The 15,478-nt window shown below is 68.7% G+C and carries 11 protein-coding genes; 5 read left to right on the top strand and 6 right to left on the bottom strand.

The window, feature by feature from the left end; genetic code table 11:
* Window positions 1-104: 104 nt before the first annotated feature.
* A complete protein-coding gene (locus ACLJPD_RS08770; RefSeq protein ID WP_410871970.1) occupies window positions 105-1,343 on the top strand; it encodes a polysaccharide biosynthesis protein in 1,239 nt (412 codons plus the stop codon).
* Window positions 1,344-1,456: 113 nt separating this feature from the next.
* Here the strand turns inward: ACLJPD_RS08770 and ACLJPD_RS08765 are convergent, their stop codons facing one another.
* Window positions 1,457-2,650 (bottom strand): DUF3068 domain-containing protein, encoded by a 1,194-nt coding sequence (locus tag ACLJPD_RS08765; RefSeq protein ID WP_410871353.1) that lies wholly within the window; start codon window positions 2,648-2,650, stop codon window positions 1,457-1,459.
* A gap of 146 nt (window positions 2,651-2,796) precedes the next feature.
* Here ACLJPD_RS08765 and ACLJPD_RS08760 point away from each other — a divergent pair, with 146 nt between their 5' ends.
* The gene (locus ACLJPD_RS08760) at window positions 2,797-3,978 is read left to right on the top strand and encodes an acyltransferase family protein (RefSeq protein WP_410871352.1); all 1,182 of its coding nucleotides are present in this window, start codon (window positions 2,797-2,799) and stop codon (window positions 3,976-3,978) included.
* 7 nt (window positions 3,979-3,985) lie between these two features.
* On the opposite strand, the gene ACLJPD_RS08755 is transcribed toward ACLJPD_RS08760, so the two are convergent.
* The 4 genes from ACLJPD_RS08755 to ACLJPD_RS08740 form a co-directional block, all read right to left on the bottom strand.
* The gene (locus tag ACLJPD_RS08755) at window positions 3,986-8,356 is read right to left on the bottom strand and encodes an alpha-(1->3)-arabinofuranosyltransferase (protein WP_410871351.1); all 4,371 of its coding nucleotides are present in this window, start codon (window positions 8,354-8,356) and stop codon (window positions 3,986-3,988) included.
* Complete coding sequence (locus ACLJPD_RS08750; RefSeq protein WP_022566695.1) at window positions 8,307-8,477, bottom strand: DUF2613 domain-containing protein; 171 nt, start codon at window positions 8,475-8,477, stop codon at window positions 8,307-8,309. The genes ACLJPD_RS08755 and ACLJPD_RS08750 overlap by 50 nt, the downstream gene beginning before the upstream one ends.
* 65 nt (window positions 8,478-8,542) lie before the next feature.
* Complete coding sequence (locus tag ACLJPD_RS08745; RefSeq protein ID WP_410871350.1) at window positions 8,543-9,640, bottom strand: isochorismate synthase MenF; 1,098 nt, start codon at window positions 9,638-9,640, stop codon at window positions 8,543-8,545.
* Window positions 9,641-9,706: 66 nt separating this feature from the next.
* Complete coding sequence (locus ACLJPD_RS08740) at window positions 9,707-10,174, bottom strand: universal stress protein (RefSeq protein WP_410871349.1); 468 nt, start codon at window positions 10,172-10,174, stop codon at window positions 9,707-9,709.
* Between the two features lie 115 nt (window positions 10,175-10,289).
* On the opposite strand from ACLJPD_RS08740, the gene ACLJPD_RS08735 reads away from it, so the two are divergent.
* The 3 genes from ACLJPD_RS08735 to ACLJPD_RS08725 all read left to right on the top strand — a co-directional run bounded on the left by ACLJPD_RS08735 (window position 10,290) and on the right by ACLJPD_RS08725 (window position 13,421).
* On the top strand, window positions 10,290-11,468 hold the full coding sequence (locus ACLJPD_RS08735) for a glycoside hydrolase family 3 N-terminal domain-containing protein (protein WP_410871348.1): 1,179 nt from the start codon (window positions 10,290-10,292) through the stop codon (window positions 11,466-11,468).
* Window positions 11,469-11,554: 86 nt separating this feature from the next.
* Window positions 11,555-12,154, top strand: a complete 600-nt coding sequence (locus tag ACLJPD_RS08730) for a TetR/AcrR family transcriptional regulator (RefSeq protein WP_410871347.1) — start codon at window positions 11,555-11,557, stop codon at window positions 12,152-12,154.
* A gap of 61 nt (window positions 12,155-12,215) precedes the next feature.
* The gene (locus ACLJPD_RS08725; protein ID WP_410871346.1) at window positions 12,216-13,421 is read left to right on the top strand and encodes a DUF5685 family protein; all 1,206 of its coding nucleotides are present in this window, start codon (window positions 12,216-12,218) and stop codon (window positions 13,419-13,421) included.
* 60 nt (window positions 13,422-13,481) lie between these two features.
* Here ACLJPD_RS08725 and ACLJPD_RS08720 read toward each other — a convergent pair whose 3' ends face one another.
* Window positions 13,482-15,341, bottom strand: coding sequence for a VanW family protein (locus ACLJPD_RS08720; RefSeq protein ID WP_410871345.1), 1,860 nt, complete (start codon window positions 15,339-15,341; stop codon window positions 13,482-13,484).
* Window positions 15,342-15,478: the final 137 nt, after the last annotated feature.

Below are 15,478 nucleotides of genomic sequence, written 5' to 3'. Positions count from 1 at the left end.
GGGGTAGGCGTGATGGCGAACACAGTGGGGTGCGACGATGGGGCGTGTCCTCAGTCCGCCGCCCCCCTGTCGTTGCCGATCTGACCTGGGTCACGGCGGGCGCGATGACCGCCAACGTCGCCGGCTACCTGCTGCAATTGCTGGCGGCGAGCTGGTTGGGGGTCGAGGGGTACAGCGAGTTCGCGAGTTTGCTCGCGGTGCAGTTGTTGTGTGCCGTCCCCGCCCTGGCCATGCAGAACGTGGTCGCCCGGGAAATGGTGCGCGGCGCGTCGCCGCGTGCGGTGCGGGCGATGATGTGGCGGTGCGCCGCGTTGGTCGCCGCGGTCGCGGTGGTGCTGATTCCGGTGGTGGCCGGAGTGCTCGACGTGGGCGTCTGGGCCGCTGCCGCCGCACTCGGCGCGGCGCCCGCGTTGGTGATCCTCTCGGGTGAGCAGGGAATCCTGCAGGGCGGCAATCACTTCCGCGTGCTTGCGACGGTGCTCGCGATGGCGGGTACGGCGCGGGTCGCACCCGCGCTGCTCGCGCTCGCGCTCGGCGGTGGTGCTGCCGGTGCGCTGTGGGCAGGGGCGGCCGGCATCGTCGGTGCGGCAATCATCGCCGGCCGCATCGCGCGATCGACGACTCCCGCTCAGGATCAGCCGACCGACCACGGCAGCGGTGCTGCGGGCGACGCGGCGCCCGGCACGAAGCAGGACGACATCGTTTCGAATGACCGAGAGCTCGCGACCGCGACGAGGACGGTCGGCGTCCTGCCGGTACTCCGCGCCGTCCAGGTGCAGGCGGCGCTCATGGCCCTGTCCTCGGTCGACCTGATCATTGTGCGCATCGTTCTCGACGAGGTCGACGCGAGCCGCTATTCGCTGGGCACCATCGCCACCAAGATCGCGTTCTGGCTGCCCCAAGCTGTCGGCGTCGTGCTGTATCCCCGGATGGCCCAGCCCACCCATTCGGCTCGCGCCATCCGCGACGCGCTCTCGGTCCTCTCGGCGATCGGCGTCGTAGCGGTGATCGGCGCCGCACTGGCGGCACCCCTGGCACCGCTTTTCGCCGGTGCCGACTACGCACCCATCCAGGGCATGCTGTGGCTGTTCGCCCTGCACGGCGCGATCCTGGCGGTCCTGCAGGGCGCCCTGCTCTCAGCGATCGCCGTCGAACGCACCGCCCTGGCCGCCGTCACCTGGATCGGCCTGGCCATCGAGATAACCCTGATGCTCGCCTTCGCCCGCACCATCGAATCCCTGATCGGCACAGCGGTCTCGGTAGCCGCCATCACCACCGCGATCGTCGCCGTCGTAGTCCTGCGCACAGCCCGCACCCACCCAGCCCCGGCCGGGCGGGTCTGACACGTCGCCACCCTCGCATCGGGTGACGCTGTTGTGTCTCCCTTGTGCGCACGGTGTGTCCCGAACGCAAAACAGCCCCGGTCAAAGACCGGGGCTGTTTAAAGCGTCTCCGCCTACCGACGCTTGTCGATATCGATCTGCTCGGTAGGAGCGTCGTAGTCTCCACGCGGGAACTGCGTGGTCGGCGTGTCATCCCCATCCCACCGAGTCGCACCAGTGTCATCCGGTGCGGCAGTGGGCGCGGGCGTTGGACGCGATCCCCGAGGAGTCGCGTGCGCCGGAGTGCCACCACCACGCAACCCGAGGAACAACCCCGCCAGCAACGCCAGCACGCCGAGCACGCCGAACACGATCGGCAGCACCCGACCGAACAGCGACAGCTTGTCGGTGTTCTCCTTTGCGATGGCGATCTGCGACTCGACGGTCGCCTCGTCGAACACGATGTGCGACTTCAGCGCGGTGACCTCGGGCTTGTCGCCGGAGCGCGCGTAGAACAGGTGGATCGACTCGCCACCCTTGATGACGGTGCCGGTCTGCGGCTCGACCCACAGGTCGCGCACGTTGGTGTAGTAGCGCGTCATGGTGACGGGAGCGTCGTTGCGCTCGTCCACGCCCCACTTGGCGGCGGGCAGGGTGAGTCGGTTGGTCGGCGACTGCTGCACGTCCCAGGTGCTGGTGACCGGCGCGGTCATCTGGAACCGGTACACCTTCATGCTGTTGATCTCGGTCTCTTCGATGAAGTTCGCGTCGAAGGACTTGCGCACGTTGATGTCGAAGTACGGGTAGGTCTTCTTCTCGGTGCCGATCGGGAATCGGTAGCCGATGCCGGTGTGCTGCACCGGCTCCATCACGCTGCCTTGCTTGTCCACGGTCACCGCGATCGACCCGTTGGGCTCGGCCTCCACCGGCATGCCGGTGGTGCGCGAGATGGTGACACGGTCGATGGCGGCGGTGAGCAGGCCGGTGTCGCCCTGCACGTCGGTGCGCCGCAGCGTCTGACCGGCCTGCAGCGTCATCTCGTCGGCGTCGGAGGGCTCCTCGACGGTGACGAAACGCTGGGAGACCAGCGGCACATCCTTGTTCACCACGGCAGCACCGTCACCCGAGGTCAACGACTTGGAGTCGAGGACGAGGCTTTCCTCGCCCGGCTGATTCTCCGCGATCGTGGTGATCTCGAGGTCGAGTGGAGTCTTGGCGACTTTGCTCACCGTGTAGGTGGGGATCATCAGCGCGGCGACGAGTAACGCCGCGCCCAGACCCACGAGCACGCAGGCGACCGTTCTTCTGGTACCGGCACTCAGTGCCATGCAAACTCTCCTCGTCGTTCGAACACGGATGGCCCGGTGGTCTGGTATTGCACCACAGGCACTCGTGAGCCCCGACACTAACAGCCCAGGCCGCGAAGGTGCGGCGCTGTGCCGTGGAAATCGCCGACACGGCAGACTGGACCCCGATGACGACCGCCACCGCCCCCGTTTCGCCCTCGCGCGCCTTCATTCCCGCCCTCGAAGGGATGCGCGGAATGGCGGCGCTCGGAGTGCTGGTCACCCACGTCGCGTTCCAGACCGGAACGAGCCGGACCCCGGTCCTCGGCCCGATCCTGGAACGCTTCGATATGGCGGTCGCGATCTTCTTCGCGCTGTCCGGTTTCTTGCTGTGGCGCCCGCACGCGGCGGCCGCGCACGGTCACGATCGCGCCCCGCGGGCCTCCCGCTATCTGCTGCACCGGGTGGCCAGGGTGCTACCCGCCTACTGGGTCGTCGTGGTGTTCGTGCTGGTGTTGCTGCCCGGCGCGGCGCATTCGGCGAACCTGCCGGTGTGGTTGTCGAATCTGTTTCTGCTGCAGGTGTTCGTGCCGTTGACGTTGACCGATGGGCTCACGCAGATGTGGAGCCTGTCGGTGGAGATGGCGTTCTACCTGGTGTTGCCGCTGCTGGCGTGGCTGGTCGTGCGATTGCGTGGTCGGGCGGCCCGGTGGCGGGTGCCGGTGCTGCTCGGATTGATCGCGGTGAGCCTGACCTGGAATCTGTGGCCGGTCCCCTCGCCCGACGCGATCCACGCCGACAACTGGTTGCCCGCCTATCTGCCGTGGTTCGCGGCGGGCATGGTCCTCGCGGAACTGACCTGCCTGGTGCGACCGGAGGCGCGATGGGCGCGCCTGTTGTCGAGTCAGCCGCTGATGTGGGCGCTGGCGCTGGCGGCTTTTCTGCTCTCGGCGACCGAATTCGGCGGCCCGGCCGGCCTGGAGCGCGCCCAACCGTGGCAGTACGCGATGAAGATGGTGCTCGGCACGGTCATCGGCTTCGGCCTGCTCGCCCCCCTGGTGATCCGCCGGCCCGGCGCCGCCAATCGTTGGCTGGAATCGAGTACCGCCGCGATTCTCGGCCGCTGGTCGTACGGGATCTTCCTGTGGCATCTGGTGGTGCTCACGGTGGTCTTCCCGGTCTTCGGCATCATCCCCTTCAACGGCCACTTCCTCTATGTGATCACCCTGACCACCGCGTTGACCCTCCCGCTCGCCGCCGCGAGCTTCGCCCTGGTCGAGGAGCCTGCCCGCCGCTGGGCCGCGCGCTGGGATCGGCGGACCGCGGCGCGCGTCGACAGCGGGGCGGAATCGATCTCGTCGGTGCGCTGAGTCACGGTCAGCGGCGGCGTGGGAGCGCCGCGACGCCGACGGCGACGACCGCGATGACGGCCGGTGCCTGCGCCCAGAGCGAGCCGCCCATGTACTCGGTGCCCGAGCGCCAAGTCCCGGTCGACAAAGCCGCGGCGGAGATCAGCGTCCCGATACCGGCGAACCAGGGCAGCGTCGCTGCCGTCATCGTGGGCCGGAAGTAGCTGCAGCCCAACGCGATCAGCGTGAACGCCGCACCGAACGGCCCGGAGATGACAGTGATCACGCCGGTCAACCCGACCGCCGCGACCCACCGGATACCCCAGGTGCCCGGTGCCTGCCCGACGTCGGGCAGCGGGCGCCGCCGGGGAATCGCAAGCAGCGCAAGGGGAATCAGCAACAACAGTCCGCCGAAGATCGCCAGCCGATACCAGCGGTCCGCCGGGAACGACACCGTGATCTCCCCGTCGGTTCCAGGCGGAACGAGCCAAGCCTGCTGCCAACCGTCGACAACGACCGGCGAGAGTTCCCGCCCGTCGGCCGTGTGCGCCTGCCAGCCGACATTGGTGCTCAGCGGCAGGACGAGCAGCTCGGTACTTGGAGCCGGATTTCCGGCATCGGCGGGGCTGTCGAGGGGTATGTCGGCCGTGGTTTCGCGCGGTTCGGCAGGGTTGTCGGTGGGTGCGGCCGCCGTGGTATCGCTGGGTTCGCCGGGGCTGCTCGGGGTTGCGTTCGTCGGGGTGTTGGGTGCGCCCGGGTAGGGGTCGGTGCGTGGGAGGCGCAGGCGGTCGACGGTGAAGAGTTCGGTGGGGGCGACGGTGAGGTCGGGGTGACCGGGGAGGAGTTCGATATCGGCGGCGTCCTCCTGGCACGGTTGCGCGGAAACCGGTGCACCCGAGCGCAGTTCGTCGGCGGTGGCGGTGATCGTGGTGTGGACGGCGCGCCCACCGATGGCGATCACCGGTCCCACCTCGCAGCCGATGGTGACGAGCCGGTCGCCGGGGGCATGTGCCGGGTACTCGGGGCCGAGCACTTCGACTTCGGCCAGGCCGGTGGGCTGGGTGAGGACGAAGCCGAGTGCGGTGCGGTCGAGTACCTCGTTCCAGCTCTGGATGCTGATCTCGATGCGATCGGTTTCGTTGGGGTACAACGAGATTCGGGCCGGTTCGCCGTGCTCACGCTCGGGCAGTTCGCGGAGCTGCGGGCCGTTGCCCATGTTCACCGCGACGGAGGTGGCTGTCGCGGGCAAGCCGCCGAGTGCGGTGGTGATGTCGAGGCCGGTCACCAGCGCCGGTTCCGGAAGTTCCAGTACCAGCGTGGGTTTGCCGCCCGCGGGTTCACGGACGGTGGGCTCGGGTGCGGTCCAGGTGGTCTTCGGATCGCCGTCGGTGGCGGCGAAGGCGGAACCGCGCAGGTCGGCGACATCGGCCTGGCCACGTGCCACCGGCCGGGACGGGTCGGTGAGCAGCGCCTCCAGCGCGGGTCCGGGTCGGGTGCGCACGGTGAGGTCGGTGCCGACGGTGAGCGGTTCCGGCACCGAGAGAGTGCGTCCGAAGATGCCGGGCTCTTCGGCGGGCAGCCCGAGTCCCTTGCTGCAGTGCACGCGGTCGGGACCGTCGAAACAGTTTCCGCGACCGGGGAATTCCTGTCCGAGATCCCACCCGCTGACAGTCGTTCCCGCCGCGACATCGGGCAGCACGATCCGGTGCCGGATGTCGACGCGCACCGGCGCTTCCCGGTTGGAGTAGTCGTCGAGCGTGAGTTCGCTGATTCCGAATTGCCCGCCACGAGTGCCGGTTTCGGTGCGCGCGGCGCTGATCATCACCCAGTCGGATTTGCCCGCTGGCAGCGCGACGGACACGGGTTCGCCGGGTTCGGTGATCCGTGCCGACACGGTCCCGCGCGAGGTGCGGACCTCGACCCACTTCACCGGATCGCCCAGTGCCGCCGCTGTCGTGGTGAAACGGAGCGAGCCGTTGGCGATCGGCTTGTCGAGATCGAGTCGAATCCATTGTCCGAGTGCCGATTCGGAACCATTGCTGATCCACGCGGTGCTCGGATCGCCGTCGACGGCCGCCGCGGTCGAGCTACCGGGTGCCGCCCCGCCGATCTGGGTGGCGTCGGCGGCGGAGCTGGATGCGGTGACCTTCGCGCCCGACCATTCGCCCTGCACGAGTTCGGTGCCGTCGACCGGATAGTCGGGGACCAGATTGTGGGTGCGTCGCGCGTCGTCGGCGGCGCGGACCGCGGAGTTGTGGTTGTCGACCCGGCCGAAGTCGGACTCGCGATCCATCGGGGTGTCGGTCAGCAGGACGGGTCGCGGCGGTAACCCGGCGCGTCGCGCGTCCGCTTCGAGAAGTACGGGCGCCGTGGGGTTCTCGCCGTCTCGGCGCACCCGTTCGAGAACTTCGGGACCGCCACGGACAACGGGCGTCGAGTCCAGCCCGACGGTGTAAGCGCCGGGTAATCGGGGTGGTGCGCCGGTGCCGCTACGCACGTCGACGGGCGTGCCTGGCGGTGGCACATCGACGCGGTAGATCTCGACCGCCGGATACGCGGGCAGCAGATCGTTGTCGACCACCAGCCCCGCGTCCGCCGCGCGTGGCCCGATGAGTGCGCCGAACGAGGTCACCTTGGTCAGCCCCGGCGACCCCTCGATCGCGCGGTGCGCCAGCATCGGCCGCGTGGAACGCGATGTCTCGGGGTCCAAGTCGTTGCGCAACACCAGGATTCCGATGCCCTGATCCGCCAGGGTCGCCGCGAGACCGGTCGAGGGCCTGCCGTCGGCGATCAGTCGCTGCACCGAATCCATCGCGCGGATCGTGCCCGGCGGATTCAGCGGAACCGCGTCACGCACGGCCCACGGAGTCTTCGCCAACGCCTGTAGCGGTTCGTCGCGGGTGAGTCCCCAGATCTGACTGCCGAACGGCGCGCCGGGTACGACCAGCGCGCGGGTGTCGGCGGCATTGGCGGCGAGCCAGTCGGCGGTATCGGTCCAGTAGGCGGGCACCCGATCGTAGGCGCCGCGCGGGGCGAGTCGACCGGTCCACGCCAGTGAGGTCGCGAGGGTGAGCGCGGCCAGGACCAGCGCGGCCACCGCGACGAGCCGATCACGCTCGGGATGGGCGAAAGAGCTGCGCCACACCGGCATCGGCACGGAAGCGGGCAGGGCGACGCGGCCGAGCAGGTGTGCCAGCCCGACCACCAGCGGCAGCCGGATCAGCGGCTCGAGCTTGTGCACATTGCGCAGCGGCGCACCGCCGGAGTCGAGGAAGATCCGCACCGATTCGGCGAACGGCCCACCGAGCGTCCCGACGTACCCCGCGCAGATCCCCGCCAGCCCCACGCACAGGATCACCGCGAACCTGCCCCGATACGGCATCGACGACCGCGCGAGTCCGGCCATCCCCGCCGCCGCGAGCAAGCCGGTCGCCAGCACCGCGGCCGGTTGGGTCACCAGCACCGCACCGGCGATACGTTCCGGCGAGACGAACGGCGTCCAACTATCGGTGCCGCGCAATACCTCGCTCAACGCCGCCCACTGCGTCGTCACCCCGGACGACTCGATGAAGTCGAGGAACGGCGGACTCACCTTCCCGAGCAACAGCAGCGGCACGACCCACCAAAAAGTGGCAAGGACCAGCAGCGGAATCCACGCCCGGGTAAACCGCCACCACTGCCGATCCGGCCGATACGAGGCCCACCACAGCGCGGCGGGCAGGAACGCCGCCACGGTCGCGACCGCGTTCACCGACCCCATCAGCGCCAGTGCCAGCGCACTCCCGGCGGGCGAGAGCGGGCCGCCCCGCCGTCGCTTCATCGCCGTGCCGAGTGCGGCGGGCGCGAGCAGAACCCACGGCGCCAGCATCATCGGCAACGTTTCCGAGGAGATCGAGCCGAGTGTCGTGAGCACCCGCGGTGACAAGGCGAACGCGATGCCCGCGATGACCCGTGACCCGCGCGAGCCGATGCCGAGCGTTTCGCACAGCTTGACGATTCCCCAGAACCCGGCGAGCAGCAGCAACGCCCACCAGACGCGCTGGGTGACCCAGGCGGGCAGGTGCAGGATGTGACCCGCGGAGAAGAAGGCGCCGTGGGGGAAGAAGTAGCCGTAGGCCTGGTTCTGGACCTGGCCCATCGTGGCCTGGCTGTTCCACAGGTGCGACGCCCGCGCGAGGAAACCGAGGGGGTTCTGTGCGAGGTCGTACTTGGTGTCGGCGACGGTGAGGCCGGGCGCCTGCGCGAAGGTCAGTACGAAGGCGGCTACTACCGAGCCGACGAGCCAGCGCCAACCCAGTGGCGCCTTGTCCGGTTGCCCCGATGTGGGGCGCGACGCGCGGGCGTGCGCCTCAGCGGCTGCCGTATTCAGGGGCGTTGAGCAGCGAGGAGTCTTTGTCACCGCTGCGGTCGATCGAAGGTGCCGTGTTCTGCTGCACCGCCGCGGTGATCGCGAAGACGGCGATCGCGCTCAGCAGGGCGCCGCCGACCGCGCTGGCAACAGCCGGAACAGCAAACTTCATCGCGCACTCCAATACGCTCGGCGTCGGGCCTGTCTCGGTCAACCTAGCAGGTGTACCGGCCTCGGTCAGTCGTTGGGCAGCTCGCAACGCAGGGCGCCGAGCAGGGTGCGAAGTTTGGTCGTCGTTTCGGCCAGTTCGGCCAGTGGATCGGAGGCCGCCACGATCCCGCCGCCCGCGCTTGCTCGCAGGACGCGTCGATCGGCCGACAGCTCGCCGCCGCGAATCGCGACGACCCACTCGCCGTCGCCGTCATCGCCACACCAGCCCACCGCGCCGCCGTAGAACCCGCGCCACGGTTCGTCGGTGGTGATGGCGTCGAGCGCGGCGGCGAAGGGCGTGCCGTTGACGGCGGGGGTTGGGTGCAGCAGCAGCGCCAGGTCGAGTGCGGTCGTCGACGGGTCACGCAGCACGCCGTGGATGGGCGTGGCCAGGTGCCAGACCTGTTCGGTGCTGAGGAGCTCGGGCGCGTCGGGGATGTGCAGCTCCGCGCAGACGGGGGTCAGCTGCTGCCGGATCCAATCGATCACGAAGGCGTGTTCGTCGTGATTTTTGCTGCTGGACAACAGTTCTCGCGCCTGTGCCGCGTCTTCGGCCGGGTCGGCGCGGCGCGCGAGGGTGCCCGCGAGCGGATGCAGGCTCACCCGGTCGCCGTGTCGCGCGACGAGCACCTCGGGTGTCGCACCGATCAGCGTCTCGCCGTGGCGGCCCGCAGCGGACAGGTCGACCGCGTACACGGACGCGTTCGGATGCCTGGTCAGCAGGTGTGCGGCCAGCACGTCCAGGTCGAGGGGCGCGTCGGCCTCCAGCACCAGCGACCGTGCGGCCACCACCTTGCGCAGCTCGTTCGTCGGATCGCCCAGTTGCTCGACCAGCTTCGTCACCCGCGCCACATGCTCTGCCGCACTTGGTATCTCGGCGACCACCCGAACACCCGGCAACTCCGGCAGTGCGGCGGGTCGCCACGGTCCCGCGGTGTGCAGCACGCTCTCGGGCTGCCAGAGCGCGGCCACCTCGCGCGGATCGAACGGCAGCGCGCCGACGATCAACTTCGGGGCGGGGGTCTGACGCAGCGCCTCGATCGCCGTCCGCGGATCGGAATACGTCGCGCGCGCGCCTGACGTGCGCAATACCGCGTCGGGCCGAGCGAGCAGAAATCCGTTCATGGTGTTTCGACCATAACGCCGCCGTCGGCGACCCGAGCCCGGAGAGCGACCGAACTCTCAGTCGAGCTACTGCTCCGGCGGTACCAGGAAGACCGGCCGATGCCCGTGCTTGAGTACGGCCTCGGCCACGCTGCTGTGCAACAGCGCCCGCAACCCCGTTGAACCGCGCGTACCAGCGACGATGATGTCGACATCGAGCTCATCGGCACAGTCCACGATGGCGTTCCAGATCGTGGTGGTGCACTCGGCGGTGCGCGGTTCGGCATCGATTCCGGCCAGTTTCGCCAGGTGCACGCCCTCGGCGTTGATCTTGCGGGCGTCGGAGTAGGCGATGTCCTCCACCTCTTCGTCGGGCACCCAGTCCGGCTGCATCACCCCGGCGAGTCCCGAGATGCGCGCGGCTTGGCGCACCATCGGTTCCCATGCGGTGAGCAGAATCGCGCGTTCGGCGGTGAGGAACCGCCCCGCGTACGCGACGGCTCGTTTGGCATGTTCGGAACCGTCGTAGGCGATGAGCATCCGATCGCATGCCATGACGACCTCCTGCGCTGGTCGGAGCGGCTTTTCCCTCAGATTACCCCGGGTTGGGTGGTATCGATCCGAACTCCGGTGGTGGGGTTCGCACCGGCAGCGGGCTACCGTGGAGCGCATGCGGAAATCGCCTGTGGTCGTGTTCGCGGTCCTCGCCGCCGTTGCTACCGGCTGTTCGGGAGGTTCGTCGACCGAGACGACGCCCGCGGCGAGTAGCGCGGGGGTCCCCTCCTCGGTCGCCACCGGCGAATCGGGAGCGTCCCCGTCGGCGACGCCGGTCCAAAACAATTGCGGCGCGGACTATCTCGCGAAACTCTCTCAGCGCGAGAAGCTCGCCCAGTTGCTGACCGTCGGCATCACCGGTTCGGCCGACGCGTCGAATGTGGTGAGTTCCGAGCAGGTCGGCGGCATCTTCGTCGGCAGCTGGACCGATCCGAGCCTGCTGGACAAGACCGCGCTCGACGCGGTGAAGGCCAAGGCCAAGGTGCCGCTGATGGTGACCATCGACGAAGAGGGCGGGCGTGTCTCGCGCGCGAAGAACGTGATCGGTGCCGCGCCGTCGGCCCGGGAGATCGCGCAGACCCAGACCCCTGAGCAGTTCTACCAGTTCACCCTGACCAGGTCGAAGGCACTCAAGGACGTCGGCATCACGGTCGATTTCGCGCCCGACGTCGATGTGAGCAGCCAGCCCGACAACAGCGTGATCGGCGACCGCTCCTTCAGCGACGATCCGAAGGTCGTCTCCGAATTCGCGGGCGCCTACATCCGCGCGTCCAACCAGGTGGGCCTCGGCTCGGTGATCAAGCACTTCCCCGGCCACGGCTCGGGGTCGGGCGACTCGCACACCGGCGCCGTGACCACCCCGCCGCTGGATCAGTTGCAGGACTCCGACCTGGTTCCGTTCCGCGACCTGGTGAACTCCGGCGCGGCAGTGATGGTCGGCCACCTCGATGTCCCCGGACTGACCGAGCCCGACGTGCCCGCCAGCATCAGCCCGGCCGTGATGACGCTGCTGCGTGAGGGCAAGGGTTACGGTGCCCCGCCGTTCAACGGTCCGATCTTCACCGACGATCTCAGCGGCATGGCCGCCATCACCGCTCGCATGTCCATCGACGAAGCGGTCGAGGCCACCCTCGTCGCCGGCGCCGACAATGCCCTGTGGATCAGTAGCGATGCGGTGCCCCAGGTACTCGACCGTTTGGAACAGTCGGTGGCTAGTGGCAAACTGCCCGCCGACCGGGTCGACACTTCCGTACTGCGGATGGCGCGCTACAAGGGCGTAGCGCTGGGCTGCTGATCGCACCCGGCGACTGTGCGGCAAATGAGCGCAGGTTAACTTACCTTCAAGTAAGATAGGTGGTTCACCCTGCGGTAGGAGAGTGAATGGCAGGCGGGACCAAGCGACTTCCCCGGGCGGTTCGTGAGCAGCAGATGCTCGATGCCGCTGTCGAGGTGTTCGCGCGCAAGGGCTTCCACGATACGTCGATGGACGCCATCGCCGCCGAGGCGAAGATCTCCAAACCCATGCTCTACCTGTACTACGGCTCCAAGGACGAGCTGTTTCGCGCCTGCATCCAGCGCGAGGGCTTACGTTTCATCGAGGCCGTCGCGCCCGCGGGCAACCCGCAGCTGACCCCGCACGAACAGGTCCGCACCGCGCTAGAGGGCTTCCTCGATTTCGTCGACCGCAACCGGCAGTCCTGGCAGGTTCTCTACCGGCAGGCGATCGGTCAGCAAACTTTCGCCTCCGAAATCGACAATGCCAGGGAACGCGTCATCGAGCTCACCGCGAAACTGCTGGAATCCAGCGCCAAGAACGCCGACCCCGGCACCAATTTCGAGGTCGTCGCGGCGGCGGTGATCGGTGCGGGCGAGGCCATCGCCGACCGGGTCGCCAGCGGGCGGATCGAAGTGGCGGAGGCGGTGGACCTGCTCGACGATCTCGCCTGGCGCGGTCTGGCCGGTCGCAAGAAGCCCGAGTAGCGGTTGCGCCCACCCCGTCGGCCTGCGATCCTGCACGGTTAACTGGTTCGCGAAAGACGGGGTGGCAGTGTTCGGTGTGTTGAAGCCGTGTGCGCACGGTGCGGCGAAATACGGCATCGATCCGGGGCAGTGGCAGGCGCACATGTGCGGGCTCTGTCTGGGTCTGCGTGACGGGCACGGTCAATTGGCCCGCGCGGCAACCAATACCGATGCGATCGTGCTCAGTGTGCTCACGGAGGCGCAGGCCGGAGCTGGTGCGCGCACGATGGCGGCGCCGTGCCCGTTGCGGGGGATGCGGCGCGCTTCCGTGGTGAGCGCGAATGCGCCCGGTGTGCAGTTGGCGGCGACGGCGTCGCTGTTGTTGGGCGCGGCCAAGATCGGCGACCACGTAGATGACGGGGATGCCTCGGTTCTCGCCCGCGGGCCGATGCGCAAGGTGTCCAACACCTGGGCCGTGCGCGCACAGCGGCAAGCCGACCTGATCGGGCTCGATGTGCAGCCCATGTTGGCCGCGATCGCATCGCAGTCCGCACTTGAAGCTGTTGCGGTGCAGCCTGATCGGCGCCTCGAGGCTGTGCAGGTGATCACGCTCGATGAGCTCACCGGCCCGACTCAGCTCTGTGCCGCGACGCTGTTCGGGCACACCGCCACGCTGGCCGGTCGCCCGGAAAACGTCGCGGCCCTGCAGGAGATCGGGCGCCATGTCGGTCGCATCGCGCACCTGGCCGACGCCATCGAAGACCTCGAACGAGACCGGGCGCGCGGTCGTTTCAATCCGCTCGAGGCCACCGGCACCGATTTGCCCCGCGCCTACGATCTGCTGCGCGAGAGCGAATCTCGCATTCGGCAGGCCGCGTCGGAGGCCGAACTCGACCAGCTGCCGACCGTGCGCTGGGCACTGCTCGATCCGCTGGCGAGCCTGCTGCGCCGCTTGGGCCAAGGGCTCGGCATCGCGGTCGGGCATGCTTGCCGTACTTCTGTGACGGCTCAACAGCAATCGCCGTACGAGTTCCCGTCCCCGCCCGGACAACGCCCGAACCGGCCGAGCCCGTTCAAGGCCGGCGGTCTGGTCCTCGGCGTCTACTGCACCGGCATGGCCTGCTGCATCGACCACACCAGTCCGTGCACCGGCGAACAGAAGGATGCCTGGGCCAAGCACTGCGACTGTGGCAGTTGCGGGGACTGCTGCAGTGGTTGTGGGGACTGCTGCAGTTGCTGCGGCGACGACGGCTGCTGCGGTGACTGCGGTTGCGACTGCAACTGCTGACGAAAAAGGCCCGCGCGGTGGCGAATCCGCCGACCGCGCGAGCCTCTTACCGTCGAACCCCTACTCGCACTTGACGACCGGGATCGGGTCGTACTTCACCGTGCGCGTATGTCGCGATACCTGCGCACCCGACTTGGCGTCGGTGATCACCCTGGTATCGGAGATGGTGAAACCGGGCGCACCCTCGGAGGCGATGCAGTCCTTACCCTTGGGCAGCACCACCTCGTTGGGTTCGGTCGGCTTCGACTTCTCACCCGTAATTGATTCCACGTTCACGGTTTTGGTGCCCCACAACCGCACGGTGATCTCGGATCCGGTGGCCACGGCCTGAATGTAGACACCGGTCGTGCCGGTGTTACGGAACGCCAAGTCGATCGCACCGTCGAACACGGTCGCCTCACGCGCGGCCGGGTAGCGCGAGATGTAGTAGCTGTGCTCGGTGTGTCCGCCGTCTTCCATCCCCGCGAAGTAGGCGGCGTTGTAGAGCGTGGTGGCGAACTGGCTGATGCCGCCGCCGACCGCGGTACTCGGCCTGCCCTTGTCGATGATGCCGGACTCCACATAGCCCTCCGCGGTGGTACGCGGACCGGTGAACTCGTTGAGCGAGAAAGTATCTCCCGGCTTCACCACCGCGCCGTCGACTTTGGCGGCGACCGTGCGGATGTTCACGCCGGAGGGTCCACTGAAGCCGCCGGTGGTGAACTGGCCGATCGTCTCGTTGATCCCGAGCGCGGCCGCGGCCTCGGTGGTGAGCTTGGGTTCGATCCGCTGATACACCACCGGGCTGGTGCGCGGACCCGGCTGCGTGAGCAGTGCGGGCAGCTTCTCCAGCGTCTTCGGCCAGTCGACCTTCTCGCCGACCACGGCGGGTACCACGGTCGGCTTACCCGCGCCGACGGTGAAGGTGGCGTCCTTGGGTTCCACCTCGGAGGTCACCAATTGTGGTGCGAGCAAGGCGATTGCGGCGTCGCTGTTGAACTGGGGCGCCAGCCCGCCGTTGCCGTCGGGTACGAACGCGAGCACATCGGCGATCTGGCCGGGCGACAGTGCGGCCTGAACATCCTTGCCGGACAGGGCGATCGGTGACGCGACAGCCGGTGTCGCGATATCGCGCAACGCCGCCTGCACGGCATCGTTACGCACCGCAACGGGCGCGGCCACCACGGGCAGATCCAGTTGGCTGCTCGCGGCCCAGCGGTCGGTGATGGTGGCGCGCGCGGCCTCGGTGTCGAGCACCCGGCCCGGTACCGGCGCGACCGCGACGGGCCTGCCGTTCTCGAACCGGATCGTGCCTTCGACGGTCGGATTGTCGTGGGCGCGGAAACTCGTGAGCTGTGCGTCGAGGGCGGCGGCGTCCACTGTGCTCGACACCGGCACCTCGCGGGTGCCGAACAGGGAGAGCAGTCGGCTCACCGGGTTCAGCGGCTGGCTACCGACGGCCTCCCAGGTGCGGTCGTAGTCCACTGCCAGACCGGCGGCAGCGGGCACCATGCTCGCCTGCACGTCGCCGATCCGCACGGGTAGGGGTCGTTCGGCCTTGGGGCCGAGTTCGGTGTGCAGCAGGGCGTCGGCCTCGCCCTGGTCCATCCCGCCGATGTCGATACCGGCGACGACGACGCCGCGTGCCACCTCACCCGTACTCAGGGCGAGGTCGGCCAGGTAGGCGGCGGTGCCGACGGCCAGTACCGCGCCGACCGCGATGCCGATCCGCTTGACCAGCTGCTGCTGGTTGTTGGCAGGCGGGGTCGGCGGCTGGGCCGGGCCGGGGGTGGGCGACCAGCGATCGCGGGTCACGGTGTTCAAGGGCTGGGTGAGGGCGGTGGTGTCCGGATCGAAAGTGCGATTTGACTCGAGCAGCTTGCGTAATCCGACCTCGCCCCTTCGGTCGGCCGGTTGTCCGGCGGTCGACTCGCTGGGCACGGAGGTCCTTCCGTTAGGTTGGCCCCGAATGTTTGCGGGGTCCGGCCCGAGGGTAACGCGCATCGGCGCGCTCGGCAGCTCGGCGACCGGCTGTCGGCAACAGAAAGGCTCCGCGTAGTTGCCGGGTCGGGGGTCTG

Source organism: Nocardia sp. A7 (genome assembly GCF_046549215.1).
In the GTDB taxonomy this organism is placed as follows: domain Bacteria; phylum Actinomycetota; class Actinomycetes; order Mycobacteriales; family Mycobacteriaceae; genus Nocardia.
Note: the sequence above shows the minus strand (reverse complement) of the source record. Positions and strands in the feature narration are given on the sequence as shown.

Coding starts and splice junctions, on each gene's coding strand:
- ACLJPD_RS08740 (WP_410871349.1), bottom strand. CDS start 10,174: ATGGCATGCGATCGGATGCTCATCGCCTACGACGGTTCCGAACATGCC.
- ACLJPD_RS08765 (WP_410871353.1), bottom strand. CDS start 2,650: ATGGCACTGAGTGCCGGTACCAGAAGAACGGTCGCCTGCGTGCTCGTG.
- ACLJPD_RS08730 (WP_410871347.1), top strand. CDS start 11,555: ATGGCAGGCGGGACCAAGCGACTTCCCCGGGCGGTTCGTGAGCAGCAG.
- ACLJPD_RS08750 (WP_022566695.1), bottom strand. CDS start 8,477: ATGAAGTTTGCTGTTCCGGCTGTTGCCAGCGCGGTCGGCGGCGCCCTG.
- ACLJPD_RS08770 (WP_410871970.1), top strand. CDS start 105: ATGACCGCCAACGTCGCCGGCTACCTGCTGCAATTGCTGGCGGCGAGC.
- ACLJPD_RS08745 (WP_410871350.1), bottom strand. CDS start 9,640: ATGAACGGATTTCTGCTCGCTCGGCCCGACGCGGTATTGCGCACGTCA.
- ACLJPD_RS08760 (WP_410871352.1), top strand. CDS start 2,797: ATGACGACCGCCACCGCCCCCGTTTCGCCCTCGCGCGCCTTCATTCCC.
- ACLJPD_RS08735 (WP_410871348.1), top strand. CDS start 10,290: ATGCGGAAATCGCCTGTGGTCGTGTTCGCGGTCCTCGCCGCCGTTGCT.